This is a genomic window from Bradyrhizobium sp. WU425 (assembly GCF_021052305.1).
Classification (GTDB): Bacteria; Pseudomonadota; Alphaproteobacteria; order Rhizobiales; family Xanthobacteraceae; genus Bradyrhizobium; species Bradyrhizobium canariense_D.
Genome location: NZ_CP088089.1, coordinates 4,448,891 through 4,465,321, shown reverse-complemented (window position 1 = coordinate 4,465,321; position 16,431 = coordinate 4,448,891). Strand labels below are relative to the sequence as shown.

14 protein-coding genes and 1 tRNA gene are annotated in these 16,431 nt (G+C 65.5%); 11 read left to right on the top strand and 4 right to left on the bottom strand.

Annotation, left to right across the window (positions count from 1 at the left end; all coding sequences use genetic code 11):
• Positions 1–27: 27 nt before the first annotated feature.
• Positions 28–264 (top strand): hypothetical protein, encoded by a 237-nt coding sequence (locus tag BcanWU425_RS21605; protein ID WP_204511146.1) that lies wholly within the window; start codon positions 28–30, stop codon positions 262–264.
• Positions 265–448: 184 nt separating this feature from the next.
• On the top strand, positions 449–1,255 hold the full coding sequence (locus BcanWU425_RS21600) for a hypothetical protein (RefSeq protein ID WP_085385254.1): 807 nt from the start codon (positions 449–451) through the stop codon (positions 1,253–1,255).
• 109 nt (positions 1,256–1,364) lie between these two features.
• Here BcanWU425_RS21600 and BcanWU425_RS21595 read toward each other — a convergent pair whose 3' ends face one another.
• Positions 1,365–1,526: a hypothetical protein gene (locus BcanWU425_RS21595; RefSeq protein WP_085349841.1), complete on the bottom strand. Its 162-nt coding sequence runs from the start codon at positions 1,524–1,526 to the stop codon at positions 1,365–1,367.
• 244 nt (positions 1,527–1,770) lie between these two features.
• On the opposite strand from BcanWU425_RS21595, the gene BcanWU425_RS21590 reads away from it, so the two are divergent.
• Positions 1,771–1,920: a hypothetical protein gene (locus BcanWU425_RS21590; protein WP_018457776.1), complete on the top strand. Its 150-nt coding sequence runs from the start codon at positions 1,771–1,773 to the stop codon at positions 1,918–1,920.
• Between the two features lie 336 nt (positions 1,921–2,256).
• On the opposite strand, the gene BcanWU425_RS21585 is transcribed toward BcanWU425_RS21590, so the two are convergent.
• Positions 2,257–2,484, bottom strand: a complete 228-nt coding sequence (locus BcanWU425_RS21585) for a DUF2171 domain-containing protein (protein WP_018457777.1) — start codon at positions 2,482–2,484, stop codon at positions 2,257–2,259.
• 148 nt (positions 2,485–2,632) lie between these two features.
• Here BcanWU425_RS21585 and BcanWU425_RS21580 point away from each other — a divergent pair, with 148 nt between their 5' ends.
• Positions 2,633–3,916 carry a hypothetical protein gene (locus BcanWU425_RS21580; protein ID WP_204513933.1) on the top strand — a complete coding sequence of 428 codons (1,284 nt, stop codon included), beginning with the start codon at positions 2,633–2,635 and terminating at the stop codon, positions 3,914–3,916.
• Between the two features lie 15 nt (positions 3,917–3,931).
• Positions 3,932–4,297, top strand: coding sequence for a hypothetical protein (locus tag BcanWU425_RS21575; RefSeq protein ID WP_204511151.1), 366 nt, complete (start codon positions 3,932–3,934; stop codon positions 4,295–4,297).
• Between the two features lie 59 nt (positions 4,298–4,356).
• On the opposite strand, the gene BcanWU425_RS21570 is transcribed toward BcanWU425_RS21575, so the two are convergent.
• Entirely contained in the window at positions 4,357–4,599 is a 243-nt protein-coding gene (locus tag BcanWU425_RS21570; protein ID WP_204511156.1) for a hypothetical protein, read from the bottom strand.
• Between the two features lie 155 nt (positions 4,600–4,754).
• Positions 4,755–4,831: transfer RNA gene (locus BcanWU425_RS21565), tRNA-Arg, on the bottom strand.
• A gap of 402 nt (positions 4,832–5,233) precedes the next feature.
• On the opposite strand from BcanWU425_RS21565, the gene BcanWU425_RS21560 reads away from it, so the two are divergent.
• From BcanWU425_RS21560 to BcanWU425_RS21535, 6 genes are all read left to right on the top strand, one after another.
• Complete coding sequence (locus BcanWU425_RS21560; RefSeq protein ID WP_204511157.1) at positions 5,234–10,438, top strand: alpha-2-macroglobulin family protein; 5,205 nt, start codon at positions 5,234–5,236, stop codon at positions 10,436–10,438.
• 95 nt (positions 10,439–10,533) lie between these two features.
• Entirely contained in the window at positions 10,534–12,642 is a 2,109-nt protein-coding gene (pbpC, locus tag BcanWU425_RS21555) for a penicillin-binding protein 1C (protein ID WP_204511158.1), read from the top strand.
• 50 nt (positions 12,643–12,692) lie between these two features.
• Positions 12,693–14,435, top strand: coding sequence for an ArnT family glycosyltransferase (locus BcanWU425_RS21550; protein WP_204511159.1), 1,743 nt, complete (start codon positions 12,693–12,695; stop codon positions 14,433–14,435).
• A 1-nt stretch (position 14,436) separates the two neighbouring features.
• Positions 14,437–15,282, top strand: coding sequence for a phosphatase PAP2 family protein (locus tag BcanWU425_RS21545; RefSeq protein WP_085349837.1), 846 nt, complete (start codon positions 14,437–14,439; stop codon positions 15,280–15,282).
• 64 nt (positions 15,283–15,346) lie between these two features.
• Positions 15,347–16,093, top strand: a complete 747-nt coding sequence (locus BcanWU425_RS21540) for a glycosyltransferase family 2 protein (RefSeq protein WP_007610202.1) — start codon at positions 15,347–15,349, stop codon at positions 16,091–16,093.
• The gene (locus BcanWU425_RS21535; RefSeq protein ID WP_007591223.1) at positions 16,090–16,428 is read left to right on the top strand and encodes a lipid-A-disaccharide synthase N-terminal domain-containing protein; all 339 of its coding nucleotides are present in this window, start codon (positions 16,090–16,092) and stop codon (positions 16,426–16,428) included. Before BcanWU425_RS21540 ends, BcanWU425_RS21535 begins: the two co-directional genes overlap by 4 nt.
• Positions 16,429–16,431 lie beyond the last annotated feature (3 nt).

Genomic DNA, 16,431 nt, shown 5'->3' with positions numbered 1-16,431 from the left:
CCCGCTCGCCCCCGTGATCGGTCAGCCATGTCCAAGCCCGAAGCCAGTTCCGAAGCTAAGCCCGAACCGGGCGCGAAGCCGAAATCCACTCCAAAACCTCAATCCGGTGACAACCGCCGCGGCGCCATCGCTGGCTTGATCATCGCGATCCTGATCCTCGGCGTCGGCTGGTGGCTCGCCCGCGATCTCACCTCCGCGAGCAAGATGCAGGACTGCCTGATGTCCGGGCGAAGCAACTGCAATGTGATCGAGCCGGCCCACTAGAGGCATGCCAGAGCGACCCGCGCGGACGAAAAAATGTCGTGATCTTAATCATTTGTAACGGGACTTAGCCGACCAAAGCAGGTCAGTCATGTCAGCCGGCATCAGCTCAGCGCGAGCCGAATCGTCTATCGCGCCAGGCATCACGGCGGTTGACGGCAATCGAAAGAGTAGGGGGCAAGCACGCATGAGTGTGTCCAGTCGCATCAAGATCATCATTCCCTTGGTTTCGGCGATGTCATTGCTCGCCGTCCCGGCGCAGGCTCAGGACGCCAGACCGCCGAGAGACGCCGCCCAGCCATCGGCCGGGCCAGGCGCCGGCGCGCCGCCGCAGAACATGCGAAAGGGGCCGCCGCCGCAGCAGGCTGCCCGGCCGGCGCCACAGGCCGGCGTCCAGCCCTACGCCGGCGGTCTTGGTCATGCTGGTCCGGGTCCAAATCCTGCTCTCGCGAGTCCAGGTCCTGGCCCTCGCAATGCCGGCGGTCCGCCGCCCGGACGCAATTACGCCAGGGGTCCCGCACCGGCGCGCGACTGGGGCGGACACACCTATCGCGGCCATCTCGCCTGGGATGGCGGACGCTGGCGCCACGAAGTCCACAACGGCCGCTCTGGCTGGTGGTGGGATGTGGGCGGCGCGCGGTATTATTATCCGCAGCGGATGGACGGGCCTCCGGCCTATATCTCGGAGGATTATTACGACGACGTCCCCGTGGCCTATGCTCCGCCCGTCGCCTACGAACCGCCGCCGCCGCCGCCACCGGCCGATCCCGGCGCGAGCGCGCTTGGCGGCGCTATCGTCGGCGGCGTGCTAGGCGGCCTGATCTCGGGCAACGCCTCGGGTGCGGCCGCAGGCGCTGTGATCGGCGGTGCCACCGGCGCGATCGCCGGCGCGACGGCTGCTTCGCGCCCCGGCTACTATCTGGCCCAAGGCAACTGCTACTACCGCTATCCGAGCGGCCAGTACGTGCAGGCTGATCCACGGGCTTGTTACTGAGCACGCCAGGCGAGGGCTGAAGCGAAGAGGCGGCGAAAAGCCGCCTCTTTTCGTTTTGGCGCTGGCCCTCAGCTGGCCGGGAATTGATTCAAGGGGATCGCCCCGCGCGTCAGGACACTAGCCAGCTGAAGAACGCGATCGCGGCCCAGACCAGGCCTGCGATCCAGGCCAACATCACGATGCCGATGGTCGCAAGATAAGCGATGCCGAGCGGGTCGGATCTTTCGCCTCGCGTCGGGACGGGAATTTCGGCTGCGGCTTCTTGCGTCATGACGGGAATATCTCCCAAGCCTTCTCGCTCTCTGGGAGCGCTGAGGACTGTTTAGCGGAGGCGCCGTGCGCCGGCTGTGACGCACTTCACAGATCGGTACGCATCAAGCCCCCAATCGGGGCGGGTCGTTCGACAGATGCGTGAATTGGATTGCGTCGCAAATCCGCGAGGACGGCATTACCCCGCAATCATACGGACGAAATTGCCACGCGCTTGTCCAGATCGTCCGGCTAGAATTGGCTTCATGTGTACCAAGTACGATCCACAGCATGAAGCCGAGACGGCGATGAAGCGCGCCGTGGCGGCCGAAGGTCCTGACCGGCAACGTCTCATCGAGCTGGCCCTGGCCTGGCATCAACTCGCCCGCGACCGGCGCGAAGAGCGGACGGACTGAGCTCTCTCTGTTACGAGAGAACTGGTATTCACAGAAAAACCCCGTGCTCGGGGGGGACAAGCACGGGGTTCTCGAGAGCCGATCGGGGCTGGCAAATCGGCACCACTGGATTTCGAACGCGCCGATCGCAAGTTCGTTCCGCGCCCCCTTCAATTTTTTCGCGCGAGAACGCCGCCATCGGCGCCTATGCTCGTGACACTCGACGCCTGACGCGAGCCGCCGAAACGCTCCGTTAAGACTCGTTCGGACGACGATTTTCCGATCGCGATTCGTTTCGGGGAACGAAGCGGAGCAGGACCGTGAACAAACAAAAAGTCCCCGACGGGCTGCACTGTGTCAGGCAGCTTCCGACTTCGGCACCGCGTCGGCATTGACCGAAAGCTTGACGACATCGCCTTCGACGGCACCGACATATTTCGTGTCGATGTAATGATGATGGTCCTTGTGACCTTCCGGGTTGTCCTTCCGCGTCAGCTTGATACGGTTGCCCTCGACGCGGTCGACGGTGCCGACATGTGCGCCGTCCTTGCCGACGATCTTCATGTGCTCTCTGATCTCGCTCATGATGTTCTCCTTGTGCCGTGTCAACGGCGAGGACCGGTCTTCGTTGCAAGGATAGGCGGGCCCGGCTGTTGGAGCCAATGCGCTCGCCGAACGTTGAATGGCAGTCGCAATTGCCAAGATCCGCATCAAGACGCTCATCAAGATCCGCATGGAGACCTCCGAGGCCTATCTCGATCGAAAGCACAGGGAAATCGGGCTGCTGAACGATTGCCTGAGGAGCCCGCTGCATTTGGCTCGGCCGCAATCGGTCGACGAGGTTGTGGTCTCCAAGTTTCAGCTCGCCGCCGCACTACGCGCGGAACATGCGCTGCAGGACTGGAGAGCGACGGAGACGGCCTGGTCGCATGCGGCGTCTCCCAGCAGCGGTCCGTTCGTGTTCAGCTACGACTATCAGCGCGCGGACCTCAAGGTGAGTGGTCCCTCGTTCTATGAACTCGAGCGGGGCTGCAGGAGCGAGGCGATCTATACCGCCTCCGGCATGGCCGCGATCTCCGCGCTGCTGCTCGCGTCCGCACGGATCATCGGCAAGGCAGACGTCGTGGTGCTGCCGGGCACTTACGGCGAGACACTGGAGCTGATCGAGAGCCTCGTCCCCCATTTGCGGCTTGTCACCGCCAGCCTCCCGCTGGGCGAAGCGTTCGCTGCGGCAGCCTTGCCACGCTTTCTCCTGCTCGATTCATGCGCCCCTGCCGGGGCGTTCGAAGCGGCTCTGCGTTGCGACGGTTCGGGGCTCGATCTCTTGATTTTCGACACGACATGTTTCGCTGGCAGATCGGGGCGCATCCGGCGCGTCCTGAGATGGGCCGCGCGATGGGACATTGCAGTCGTGTTGGTGCGAAGCCATAACAAGCTGGATTCGCTCGGGGTGGAATACGGCCGGCTCGGCTCTGCCGTGTTCGTGCATTGGAGCCGGAAGGACCTCAAGGCGGGCCAGCTGCTGTCCGAAAGCCTGGCGGCGGAAACCCGCAATGCCGTCCGGCTTCTCGGTGGCGCGGCGTTGCCGGCGCACTTCCCGCCATTCGTGGGCTCTGTGGCCTATTGGGCCCTGACGAGAAGGCGCGTCGCTGCGATTCTGCGCAACGGTCGCCACGCGGCGCGATATTTCGCCGCCGAGCTCGCTTCGCTCTCGGCCGAGCTGCATTTCACCCACGGCCTCTATGTCACGCTTCGCGGCAGGCGCGCCCTCGATGAGGCGACCGCGCGGCAGGCCGCCGAGGACATGAGCCGCGACCTGAGCGGCAAAGGCTTCCCCATTCGCCACGCCGGCAGTTTTGGTTTCGATTTCGCGGCGACCGAGTGGTTTCACGACGCGACGACGGATCGGTACAGCGTCCGGGTGGCGGTGCCGGATTTGCCGACTGAGTTGTGGAAGGATCTAGCAGCGGCGATTGCCGGGTGGTGGGCGCGACATCAAGGCGACACTGAAGGGTGAGTGCGGTGCAAGGCCATGACAGAGCGACCGAAAGCGTTTCCTTACAGGGAATGCACGTGGCATGTTTCAGACGAACAGTCCCGGCAATGGCTTGCGGTGCTTGAAAAGACGGGTGCAGCCAACGTCCGAGCGCGCCTAGCCCAGACCGACGCGGCATCCGCAGGAGCGATCGCGATCGGAACCGCGCCCGTCATGACGATCGGGTTCGCCCAGGAATGGCTGAACTGGAAAGATAATCAAAAATCCGAGGCGGATATCGAACGGCACGAGCGGCAGATCTGGTGGACTCGGACCGCGGCAATCGCCGCATCGGTCGCCGCCTTGAGCGCACTGTTCGGCTGGATTTGGACGATCTTCATCCGGGGGAATAACGGCCTATAACAAACATGATTATTACGTTGCGCATACATCGGCGAGACGAGAGCGGCGACTGCGCTGTTTCAATCGATCGCCAGGCATTCTTCGAGGGTAGGCTTCGGGTGGCCGCGACGCGTCCATGCCTGAACGGCAAAGGCAAGTTGATGCTGACTCGCCGCAGCGTCCGAGATGGAAGCCTGCGCCGTCGCGATGGGCTTTGTGATCACACCGGAGTTCACGACGCCCGCGTCAACTGCCAGGAACGATATTGCCACAACCGCCACCGCAGATGCGATAGCCATTCTCGTCAAGTCGGATAGTGGCATCGAAGTCCCTATTGGTCGCGCGTCGCCCGGCGGATAGATAGGGCTCGTTTGCCTGAGTCAAAGCCCGGAGCGAGGCGGCCCACGCGTTCGTGAAGGACGGATTCTGCAGGTGGGCGCCGTAGATCGGGCTCACGATGAACGGATGAGACCGAAATTGGCGATCCCGGCAGGAATCGAACCTGCAACCCTCAGAGTAGAAATCTGATGCTCTATCCAGTTGAGCTACGGGACCGTCTTGAGCCGCCCTGGTTGGGGGCCGCTGTTCATCTACTATGCCATTATGAAAAATATCGTCTTTCGCCAAGCCTGAACCGAACCGTTTTCGTCGAAGCCGCGACAAAGCGGAACGGTGGGGTGTCAGGGTGCCGGGTTGAGCGGCAGCAGACTGGACGATGGATCACATCGCCGGGAACGCTGATCAGCTTCCGGGACACGGCCGCCGGACGACTGGTCGGATATTGCTGCGCCATCAGGACGGCGTGCGCGGCGGTAGCTTGATCGGTCTCCTCTGGGCGTGCCTTGTCATGGCGAATGCGACGGTTTGCACCTTTGGTTCCATCGCCTTGAGTCCGTCACCTTTCCGCGCATTTCATGCGACAAGCGGCGTTCGTCCGCGATTTCCGGGAGTCCATCCATGATCGGTCTTGTTCGCGCCGTCACACTCTGCGCCACGCTGGCGTTCGGCCTTAGCGTCGCGCAGGCCGCCGACAAAGCCTTCAAGCGGGACGACCTCGCCGATTCCGCGATCAAGCTGGAGGCGCAGATCAAGGGCGAGGCGGGGCCGGTCGCCAAGACCGGCGCGAGCTTGCGCACCGACGCCGATGCTGCCTTCCGGCGCAACGACTATCGCACCGGCCTGTCGGTGCTCGGCCAGATCGCGGCGACCACGCCGGAGGACGCAGGCAACTGGCTGCGGCTGGCAAAGGTCATCTTCCAGATATCGCCGAAGAGCTCGAGCGAGCAGACGTTCCTGCTGGAGCGCGCCTCGACTGCCGCCTACATCGCCTACCAGCGCGCCGGCAATGCGGGCGAGGAGGCCGACGCGCTCGCGGTGCTCGGCAAGTCGCTGTCCGAACGCAAGCTGTGGCGGCCGGCGCTCGATGCACTGCGGCTGTCGCTGGAGATGCGCGAGGTCGCCGACGTCCGTGGCCAATATGAGAAGATGCGCGACGAGCACGGTTTTCGGCTGCTCGACTACACCGTGGACTCGGACTCCGCCAGTCCGCGCGCCTGCTTCCAGTTCTCGGAGGAGCTGGCAAAACGCACCGATTTCGCGCCGTACCTCGCGCTGGCGGGCCAGGACAAGCCGGCGCTGTCGGCCGAGGGCAAGCAGCTCTGCGTCGACGGGCTGAAGCATGGCGAGCGCTACAACATCAATCTGCGCGCCGGCCTGCCGTCCACCGTGAAGGAAGGCCTTCCGAAATCGGCCGAGTTCAACGTCTATGTGCGCGACCGCAAGCCCTTCGTGCGCTTCACCAGCCGCGCCTATGTGCTGCCGAGGACGGGCCAGCGCGGCATTCCCGTCGTCAGCGTCAACACGCCAGCCGTCAACATCAACGTGTTCCGGATCGGCGACCGCAATTTGATCAACACGGTGGTCGACAGCGATTTCCAGAAGACCCTGTCGAAATACCAGCTCAGCGATCTCGGCGGCGAGCGCGGCGTGAAAGTCTGGACCGGCGAGCTTGCCACCGCGATGACGCTCAACCAGGACGTCACCACGGCATTCCCGGTCGACCAGGCGCTTGGTGAACTCCAGCCCGGCGTCTATGTGATGACGGCCGCGGCCAAGGGGCCGGGCTCGGACGACGACTATCAGCTCGCCACCCAATGGTTCATCGTCTCCGATCTCGGCGTCACGGCCTATTCCGGCAATGACGGCATCCATGTCTTCGTGAATTCGCTGGCCTCGACCGATCCGGTCGGCAAAGCCGAGGTGCGGCTGGTCGCGCGCAACAACGAGATCCTGGCCACCCGCAAGACCGATGAGAGCGGCCATGTGCTGTTCGAGGCGGGGCTTGCGCGCGGCGAGGGCGGCCTGTCGCCGGCGATGCTCACCGTGACCGGCGAGAAGGCCGACTATGCCTTCCTCAGCCTCAAGTCCTCCGCCTTCGACCTGTCGGACCGCGGCGTTTCGGGCAGGGCCGTGCCTGCGGGCGCCGACGCTTTCGTCTATGCCGAGCGCGGCGTCTACCGCTCCAGCGAGACCGTCTATCTCACCGCGCTGTTGCGCGACGGGCAGGGCAACGCCGTCACCGGCGGGCCGATGACCCTGGTGATCGAGCGTCCTGATGGCGTCGAATTCCGCCGCGCCGTTCTGTCCGACCAGGGCGCGGGCGGGCGCACCTTGTCGGTGCCGCTCAACTCGGCCGTCCCGACCGGGACCTGGCGGGTGCGCGCCTTCACCGATCCGAAGGGCTCTTCGGTCGGCGAGACCACTTTCATGGTCGAGGACTACGTCCCCGATCGGATCGAATTCGACTTGTCTGCCAAGGACAAGCTGATCAAAGCTAACGCTCCAGTGGAGCTTAAGGCGGACGGTCATTTCCTCTATGGCGCGCCGGCCTCGGGGCTAGCGCTCGAAGGCGACATGCTGGTCGCGCCCGCGTCCGAGCGGCCGGGCTTCGCCGGTTACCAGTTCGGCGTCGCCGACGAGGAGACCACCTCGAACGAGCGCACGCCGCTGGAGAACCTGCCGGAAGCCGACGCCAACGGCGTTGCGACCTTCCCGGTCACGCTCGACAAGCAGCCGGCCTCGACGCGGCCGCAGGAGGCGCAGATCTTCGTCCGCGTGGTCGAGACCGGCGGCCGCGCCGTCGAGCGCAAGATCGTGCTGCCGGTCGCGCCTGCTGCCGCGATGATCGGCATCAAGCCGCTATTCGGCGACAAGAACGTCGCCGAGGGCGACAAGGCCGAGTTCGATGTTGTGTTCGTCTCGCCCGAGGGTGAGAGGCTTCGCCGCGACGGCCTGCGCTACGAGCTCCTGAAGATGGAGTCGCGCTACCAATGGTATCGCCAGAGCAATTACTGGGAGTACGAGCCGGTCAAATCGACCTCGCGCGTCTCCGACGGCGACGTGACAGTTGCCGCGGACAAGCCGTCGCGGATTTCGCTGACCCCACAGCCCGGCCGCTACCGGTTGGACGTGAAGTCGAACGACGCCGACGGGCCCGTGACCTCGGTACAGTTCGACGTCGGCTGGTATTCCGACGGCAGCGCCGACACGCCGGACCTCCTGGAGACCTCGATCGACAAGCCGCAATACGCCTCGGGCGACACGATGACCGTGTCGGTCAACGTCCGCAGCGCCGGCAAACTGACGGTCAACGTGCTCGGCGATCGCCTGCTGACGACGCAGACCATCGACGTCAAGGAAGGCACCGCCCAGGTGAAGCTCCCGGTCGGCAAGGACTGGGGCACCGGCGCCTATGTTGTGGCAACGCTGCGCCGTCCGCTCGATGCGGCCGCGCAACGCATGCCGGGCCGGGCGATCGGACTCAAATGGTTCGGTATCGACAAGCAGACCCGTACATTGCAGGTGAAGCTGACGCCGCCGGCTCTGATCCGGCCGAATGGGCTGCTGAAGATCCCCGTCAAGCTCGACGGGCTCAATCCGGGCGAGGACGCCAAGATCGTGATCGCCGCGGTCGACGTCGGCATTCTCAACCTCACTAATTACAAGCCGCCGGCGCCAGACGACTATTATCTCGGCCAGCGCCGCCTGAGCGCGGAGATCCGCGATCTCTATGGGCAACTCATCGACGGCATGTCGGGCACGCGCGGGCAGATCAAGTCCGGCGGCGACGCCGGTGCCGCCGAGCTCCAGGGCTCGCCGCCCGCGCAAAAGCCGCTCGCGCTCTATTCGGGCATCGTCACCGTTGCCGCCGACGGCACGGCCGAAGTGAGCTTCGACGTTCCGGAGTTCGCCGGCACCGCGCGCGTGATGGCGGTGGCGTGGACAGCGACAAAGCTCGGTCGCGCCAACACGGACGTGGTGATCCGCGATCCCGTGGTGCTCACCACGACCCTACCGCGCTTCCTGCTCAACGGCGACCACGGCACGGTCAATCTCGAGATCGACAATGTCGAAGGGCAGGCCGGCGACTACGTCATCAACGTGAAGACCGGCGGGCCGGTGAGAATGACCGGCAATCCCGCGACCACGGTCAAGCTTGCCGCCAAGCAGCGGAATTCGTTCACGCTCGCCATCGACGCGACGGCGGCGGGGCAGGCGACGCTCGACGTCGACATCAAAGGGCCGAATGGCCTGGCGCTGGCGCGCCATTATGCGCTCGACGTCAAGGCGGCGACGCAAGTGCTGGCGCGGCGCTCGATCCGGACGCTGGCGAAGGGTGAGAGCCTGACGTTGACCTCGGATATGTTCGCCGATCTCGTGCCGGGCACCGGTAGCGTCTCGGTCTCGGCCAGCCTGTCCACTGCGCTCGATGCGGCGACGATCCTCAAAGCACTTGACCGCTATCCCTATGGCTGTTCGGAGCAGATCACCAGCCGCGCCATGCCGTTGCTCTATGTCAACGAGCTCGCGGCCGGTGCGCACCTGGCCATGGACACCGAGGTCGACCAGCGCATCCGCGACGCCATCGAGCGGCTGCTGGCCCGCCAGGGCTCGAACGGCTCGTTCGGGCTGTGGTCGGCAGGCGGTGACGATTCCTGGCTGGACGCGTATGTGACGGACTTCCTGACTCGCGCCCGCGAAAAGGGCTTTGTGGTGCCGGATGTGCTGTTCAAGACCGCGCTCGACCGCATCCGCAACTCGGTCGTCAACGGCAACGAGCCGGAGAAGGACGGCGGCCGCGATCTCGCCTACGGCCTCTATGTGCTGGCGCGCAACGGCGCGGCGCCGATCGGCGACCTCCGCTATCTCGCCGACACCAAGCTGAGCAACCTCGCCACTCCCATCGCGAAATCGCAGCTCGCCGCGGCGCTCGCGCTGGTCGGTGACCGCAACCGCGCGGAGCGGGTCTATGGCGCAGCCCTCGACAGTCTCGCCCCAAAGCCGGTGCTGGAGTTCGGCCGCACCGACTACGGCTCGCAGCTCCGCGATGCCGCAGCGCTGGTGTCGCTTGCCAGTGAAGGCAACGCGCCGAAGGCAACGCTGACGCAGGCGGTGTCGCGGGTCGAGACTGCGCGCGGGCTGACGCCCTACACCTCCACGCAGGAAAATGCGTGGCTGGTGCTGGCGGCGCGCGCGCTCGCCAAGGAGAACCTGTCGATGGAGGTGGACGGCCAGCCGGTCAAGACCGCGCTGTACCGCAGCTACAAGGCCGCCACTCTGGAAGGCAAGCCGCTGAAGATCACCAACACCGGAGACGCGCCGGTGCAGGCGGTGGTCTCGGTGTCGGGGTCGCCGGTGACGCCTGAGCCCGCGGCATCGAACGGCTTCAAGATCGAGCGCAGTTTCTTCACGCTCGACGGCAAGCCCGCCGATATCAGCAAGGTCAAGCAGAACGACCGCTTCGCCGTGGTGCTGAAGATCACCGAGGCCAAGCCCGAATACGGCCACATCATGGTGTCCGACTATCTGCCGGCCGGCCTGGAAATCGACAATCCAAAACTGGTGTCGTCGGGCGACAGCGGCACGCTGGGCTGGATCGAGGATGGCGAAGAGCCCGAAGATACCGAGTTCCGCGACGATCGCTTCACGGCTGCCGTCGATCGGGCCTCGGATTCCAAGGCGGTCTTCACGGTGGCCTACGTCGTGCGTGTGGTCTCACCCGGCAAATACGTGCTGCCGCAGGCCTATGTCGAGGACATGTACAATCCCTCGCGCTACGGCCGTACCGGGACCGGCACGGTCGAGGTGCGGGCGGCGAAGTGAGTGGTGATGGGATGAGCGACAAGGAGCCACATGCTCCGCCGTCATGCCCGGGCTTGTCCCGGGCATCCACGGACTTTGGTGCGAGAGGCAAGAACGTGGATGGCCGGGACAAGCCCGGCCATGACGGAGCAAGGGGCAGGGGCCCGCGTGTCCTCTCCGCGCTGGCATTCTCGCTCATCCTCACCATCGTCGGCGTCGTCGCGTGGGTTTACTCCCTCGGTCCGCTGCCTTTCGACGACGCCCGCCAGGTTTCCACCACCATCGTCGATCGGAATGGCAAGCTGCTGCGCGCCTATGCGATGGCGGATGGACGCTGGCGACTGCCGGTCGAGACAAAAACGAACGTCGATCCGACCTATCTGAAGCTGCTGCTCGCCTACGAGGACCAGCGCTTTTACGCACATGACGGCATCGACCCGGTGGCGCTGGGGCGCGCTGCGTTTCAGCTTGCGACGCGCGGCCACATCGTCTCGGGCGGCTCGACCATCTCGATGCAGCTCGCGCGGCTGATGGAGCCTCGGCGGCAGCGCTCGCTCTATGCAAAGCTGCGGCAGATCGTGCGTGCGATCGAGATCGAGCGCAGCTTGAGCAAGGAGCAGATCCTCGACCTCTATCTGGCGCTCGCGCCTTACGGCGGCAATCTCGAGGGCATTCGCGCTGCCTCGATCGCCTATCTCGGCAAGGAGCCGAAGCGGTTGTCGCTGGCTGAAGCCGCGTTGCTGGTCGCGCTGCCTCAATCGCCGGAGACCCGCAGGCTCGATCGCTATCCCGATGCGGCGCGCAAAGCGCGTGACCGCGTGCTCGACCGCATGGTCGAGGAGCAACAGATCAGCCTCGACGATGCGAAGCAGGCGAAAGCCGTTCCTGTGCCGAAACTGCGCAAGCCGATGCCGATCCTGGCGCCGCACGCCTCCGATGCGGCGCTTGCGACGGTCAAGGACGCGCCAGTCATCAAGCTGACGCTCGATGCCACCCTCCAGAAGGTGCTGGAGCCGCTAGCGCGCGATCGTGCCATTGCGTTGGGGCCGAACATCTCGGTCGGCATCATCGTCGTCGACAATGAGAGCGGCGACGTGCTCGCGCGCGTCGGCTCGGCCGATTATTTCGACGAGCGCCGGGCAGGGCAGGTCGACATGACCCGCGCCATCCGCTCGCCGGGCTCGACGCTGAAACCCTTCATCTACGGGCTGGCCTTCGAGGACGGTTTTGTTCATCCGGACAGTCTGATCGACGATCGGCCCGTGCGCTTCGGCTCCTACGCGCCGGAAAATTTCGACATGACGTTTCAGGGCACGGTGCCGGTGAAGAAGGCGCTGCAGCTGTCGTTAAACGTGCCCGCGATCGTGCTGCTCGACCGCGTCGGCGCGAGCCGGCTGGCCTCGCGGCTGCGTCAGGCCGGTGGCAATCTGGTTCTGCCCAAAGACGAGGCGCCGGGACTTGCCATGGGCCTTGGCGGCGTCGGCGTGACGCTGCAGGACCTCGCCCAGCTCTATGCGGGCTTCGCCCGGCTCGGCACCACCAAGCCGCTGCGCGAGATCATGAGCGACGGGGACGAGCGCGAGCCGCTGCGGCTGCTCGATCAGGTCGCGGCCTGGCAAGTGGGCAATGTGCTGCTCGGTACCCCGCCGCCGGAGAACGCGGCTCATAACCGCATCGCTTTCAAGACCGGCACCTCCTACGGCTACCGCGATGCCTGGTCGATGGGCTTCGACGGGCGCATGACCATCGGGGTCTGGGTTGGCCGGCCCGATGGCGCGCCGGTTCCGGGCCTGATCGGTCGGGTTGCCGCCGCGCCGATCCTGTTCGACGCCTTCGCCCGCACCGGCAAGACGCTCCTGCCGTTGCCGAAGCCGCCGAAAGGAACTCTCGTGGCCAGCAACGCCAAGCTGCCGTTGCCCTTGAGGCGGTTCCGCCCGGTCGGGGATCTGGTGCGGACCGGGGGCGAGCAGGCCCTGCACATCCAGTTTCCGCTGAACGGCTCGCGGATCGACGTCGATCGCTCAGGTGGCGAGGGCGGCGCAGCCATGCCGGTCAAGGTCGCCGGCGGCGTTCTGCCCATGACCGTCATGGTTAACGGAACGGCGCAGGGCGAGATCGACGGACGGCGCCAGCGGCTGATCGATCCGCCCGGTCCGGGCTTTGCGCGGCTGACCGTCATCGATGCCACGGGCGCCGCGGACACAGTTGTCATTCGAATTCAGTGACCCTGCCTCAAGCGGTTGTGGCGATGGCGGTTTCAGCGTAAGCGGAACCGATGGCCGAGACCTATCCAACACCCCGTTTTGGAGCTCCCCGCGAGCCGAAATCCCCGGTGAATCCGGGCAGCCGGCTCGTGTCCATGTTCGACATCGCCACGGCCAGCCACGTCCGCGCGGTCGCCTTCCTGCTGCTGTGCGCGCTGCTGCTATTCCTGCCGGGCTTCTTTACGATTCCGCCGGTTGATCGCGACGAGGCGCGCTTTGCGCAGGCCACCAAGCAGATGGTCGAGAGCGGCGATTATGTCGACATCCGCTTCCAGGAAGACGTCCGCTACAAGAAGCCCGTCGGCATCTACTGGCTGCAATCGGCCGCGGTCGAGACGGCATCGGCGCTCGGTCTGCCGCGGGCCGAATTGCGCATCTGGGTCTATCGGCTTCCCTCGCTGATCGGCGCGATAGGCGCCGTGCTCATGACCTATTGGACGGCGCTCGGCTTCGTCACGCGGCGCGCCGCGGTGCTTGCGGCTCTTCTGATGTGCGCCTCCGTGCTGCTCGGCGTCGAGGCGCGGCTTGCGAAGACCGACGCCATGCTGCTGTTCTGCGTGGTCGCCGCGATGGGCGCGATGGCACGGGCGTATCTGTCGTGGCAGCGCGCCGAGGACGAGACGCATCCGCCCTGGAGCTGGCCCGCGATCTTCTGGACGGCTCTCGCTGTCGGCATCCTGATCAAGGGCCCGCTGATCCTGATGTTCGCAGGCCTGACCATCATCGCGCTCGCGATCCAGGACCGCGATGCCTCCTGGCTGTGGAAGCTGCGCCCGCTCTGGGGCCTGATGTGGATGCTGGTGCTGGTGCTGCCCTGGTTCGTCGCGATCTTCTGGCGCGCGGGCGATGCCTTCTTCGCCGATTCCGTCGGCGGCGACATGTTGAGCAAGTTGGGCGCGCAGGAATCCCACGGCGCGCCGCCCGGACTGTATCTGGTGCTGTTCTGGATCACGTTCTGGCCCGGCGCGCCGCTCGCGGCGATGGCCGCGCCCGCGGTCTGGCGCGCGCGGCGCGAGCCCGGCGCGCAATTCCTGCTGGCCTGGCTGGTCCCGTCCTGGATCGTGTTCGAGGTGGTGCTGACCAAGCTGCCCCATTACGTGCTGCCGCTGTATCCTGCGATCGCGATCCTCACCGCGGGCGCGCTCGAGCGGCGGGTGCTGTCGTGGTCCTGGCTGATGCGCGGCTCGGCATGGTGGTTCGCAATCCCCGTGGGCGGCTCGATCATCGCGGTCGTCGGCGCGGTGATGCTGACGCGGCAGCCTGCTTTCGTGGCATGGCCGTTCATCGCGGCCTCGCTGATCTTCGGCCTGTTCGCCTGGTGGCTTCACGACAACAATCACGCCGAGCGCTCGCTGCTCAACGCGCTGGTCGCAGCCCTGATGCTCGCGCTAACGGTCTACGGCATCGTGCTGCCGTCGCTGACGCCGCTGTTTCCGAGCATCGAGATCGCACGCGCGCTTCGCAACGTCACCTGCGTGGGCCCGAAGGCGGCCGCGGCCGGCTATCACGAGCCGAGCCTGGTCTTCCTGACGGGTACGCAGACGGTGCTCACCGACGGTTCGGGTGCGGCGGATTTCCTGCGGCAGGGGAGCTGCCGTTTCGCGCTGATCGAGCAGCGTTCGGAGCGCGGCTTCGTGCAGCGCGCCGAGGCGATCGGGCTGCGCTACAAGGTTGGCACCCGCATCGACGGCTACAATTTCTCGCAAGGGCGCGCGATCTCGATCTCGATCTTCCGCTCGGAAGGCACCGAGTAGGATGTCGGCACCAACCGACATCTCGCCGCGCGCGAGCTATCGCGCACAATTGCTCACGCTCTCGGGGCGCGCCCTGGCACAGCTCGTGCGCACGCCCTCGCATTCGCGCCGCGCCGAGGCCGCGCGAAAGCTGGCGCGGCATTCGCTTTGGCTGAGTGCGGCGGGCGCAGCCCTGGTCATCGCGCTGATGGTCGTGTTCGACCTGACCGAGATCCAGCTGATGCCGGCACGTGGCGCGCCCGGACTGTGGCCGATCCGCATCCTTACCGATTTCGGCAAGGACGAGTATGTGCTCTCGGTGCTCGGGGGCCTGCTGGTGGTCCTAGCGCTGGTTGCGGCGGGATTGCACGGCACCAGCCGCGCGCTTCTGCTCGGCCTCGGCACGCGGCTGCAGTTCATGTTTTTGTCTGTTGCCGTGCCCGTATTCGTCGCCGAGATCCTGAAATATCTCATCGGTCGAGGACGTCCGTTCGTCGGCGGCAAGGCCAATCCGTTCAACTTCGTCCCATTCGAGGGGACCGGGGCCTATGCCAGCCTGCCGTCGGGTCATGCGGTGACGGCGTTCGCGCTGGCGTTCGCGGTCTCGGCGCTGTGGCCGCGCCTGCGCGTGTTCATGTTCACTTACGCGATCGTGATCCTGCTAACGCGATTGGTGCTGCTTGCGCACCACCCGAGTGACGTGGTGGCCGGCGCCCTGGTCGGCTTGGTCGGCGCCTTGGCGGTGCGCTACTGGTTCGCGGCCCGCAGGCTCGGCTTTGCCATCCGTGCCGACGGCACCATTGTGCCTCTTGCAGGGGCGGTCTCGGGCCGCCTCAAAAGGGTTGCCCACGGGGCATCCGCCCCATAAAAGCGGCTGCCTGCCGGGACCGCCGGTTCCTTAAGGCAAGCCAATTCCAACCACGAGCTTCGATTTGTCGTCCCAGCCTTCGGTTTTCCAGCCCTCGGTTTCCATCGTCGTTCCCGTGCGCAACGAAGCCGACAACATCGTGCCGCTGATCGAGGAGATCGGCGCGGCGCTCGACGGCCGCTGGGCCTATGAGATCATCTACGTCAACGACGGTTCGACCGACGCGACCGGCGAACGGCTTGGCGCCGTCATGAAGCAGCGGGACAATCTGCGCCAGCTGCGCCACGCCAAATCAGGCGGCCAATCCGCGGCCGTGCGCAGCGGCGTACGTGCGGCACGCGGCGCGATCGTGGCGACGCTCGACGGCGACGGCCAGAACAATCCGGCCTTCCTGCCGGACTTGATTTCGGCTGTCGAGAACGGAAGCAAGGTCGGACTTGCGGCTGGACAACGCGTCGGCCGCAAGGATACCGGCTTCAAGAAATTCCAGTCACGTGTCGCCAACGGCGTCCGCAACGCGATCCTGAAGGACGGTACGCGCGACACCGGCTGCGGCCTGAAGGCGTTCCGGCGCGAGGTGTTCCTGATGATGCCCTATTTCGACGGGCTGCACCGCTTCCTGCCGGCGCTGGTGCGCCGCGAGGGTTACGAGATCGCCTATGTCGACGTGATCGACCGTCCGCGCCGCTCCGGCGTGTCAAACTACGGTTTCTTCGACCGGCTGTGGATCGGGATCATGGATCTCGTGGGCGTCTGGTGGCTGATCCGCCGCAAGAAGCCGACGCCGGATGTGACTGAGGTGACGGCATGATCATCCAATACGGTCAGGCGCTGAGCAATTATTTCTACGATGTCTTCGTGGCCAAGTTCGACTTCTGGCTCGCGTTCGGCCTCGTCGCGCAGCTGTTCTTCACGGCACGCTTCCTGGTGCAGTGGATCGCGAGCGAGCGCGCCGGCAACAGCGTGGTGCCGATGGCGTTCTGGTTCTGCTCGATGGGCGGCGGGCTGATGACGCTGGTCTATGGCGTCGTCAAGCGCGAGCCTGTCATCATCCTCGGCCAGGCGCTCGCGACCATCATCTATATCCGTAACATCATGTTGATTGTGAAGAACCGCGGCCGCGCGTCAAAGACGCTGGAGCGCTGATCC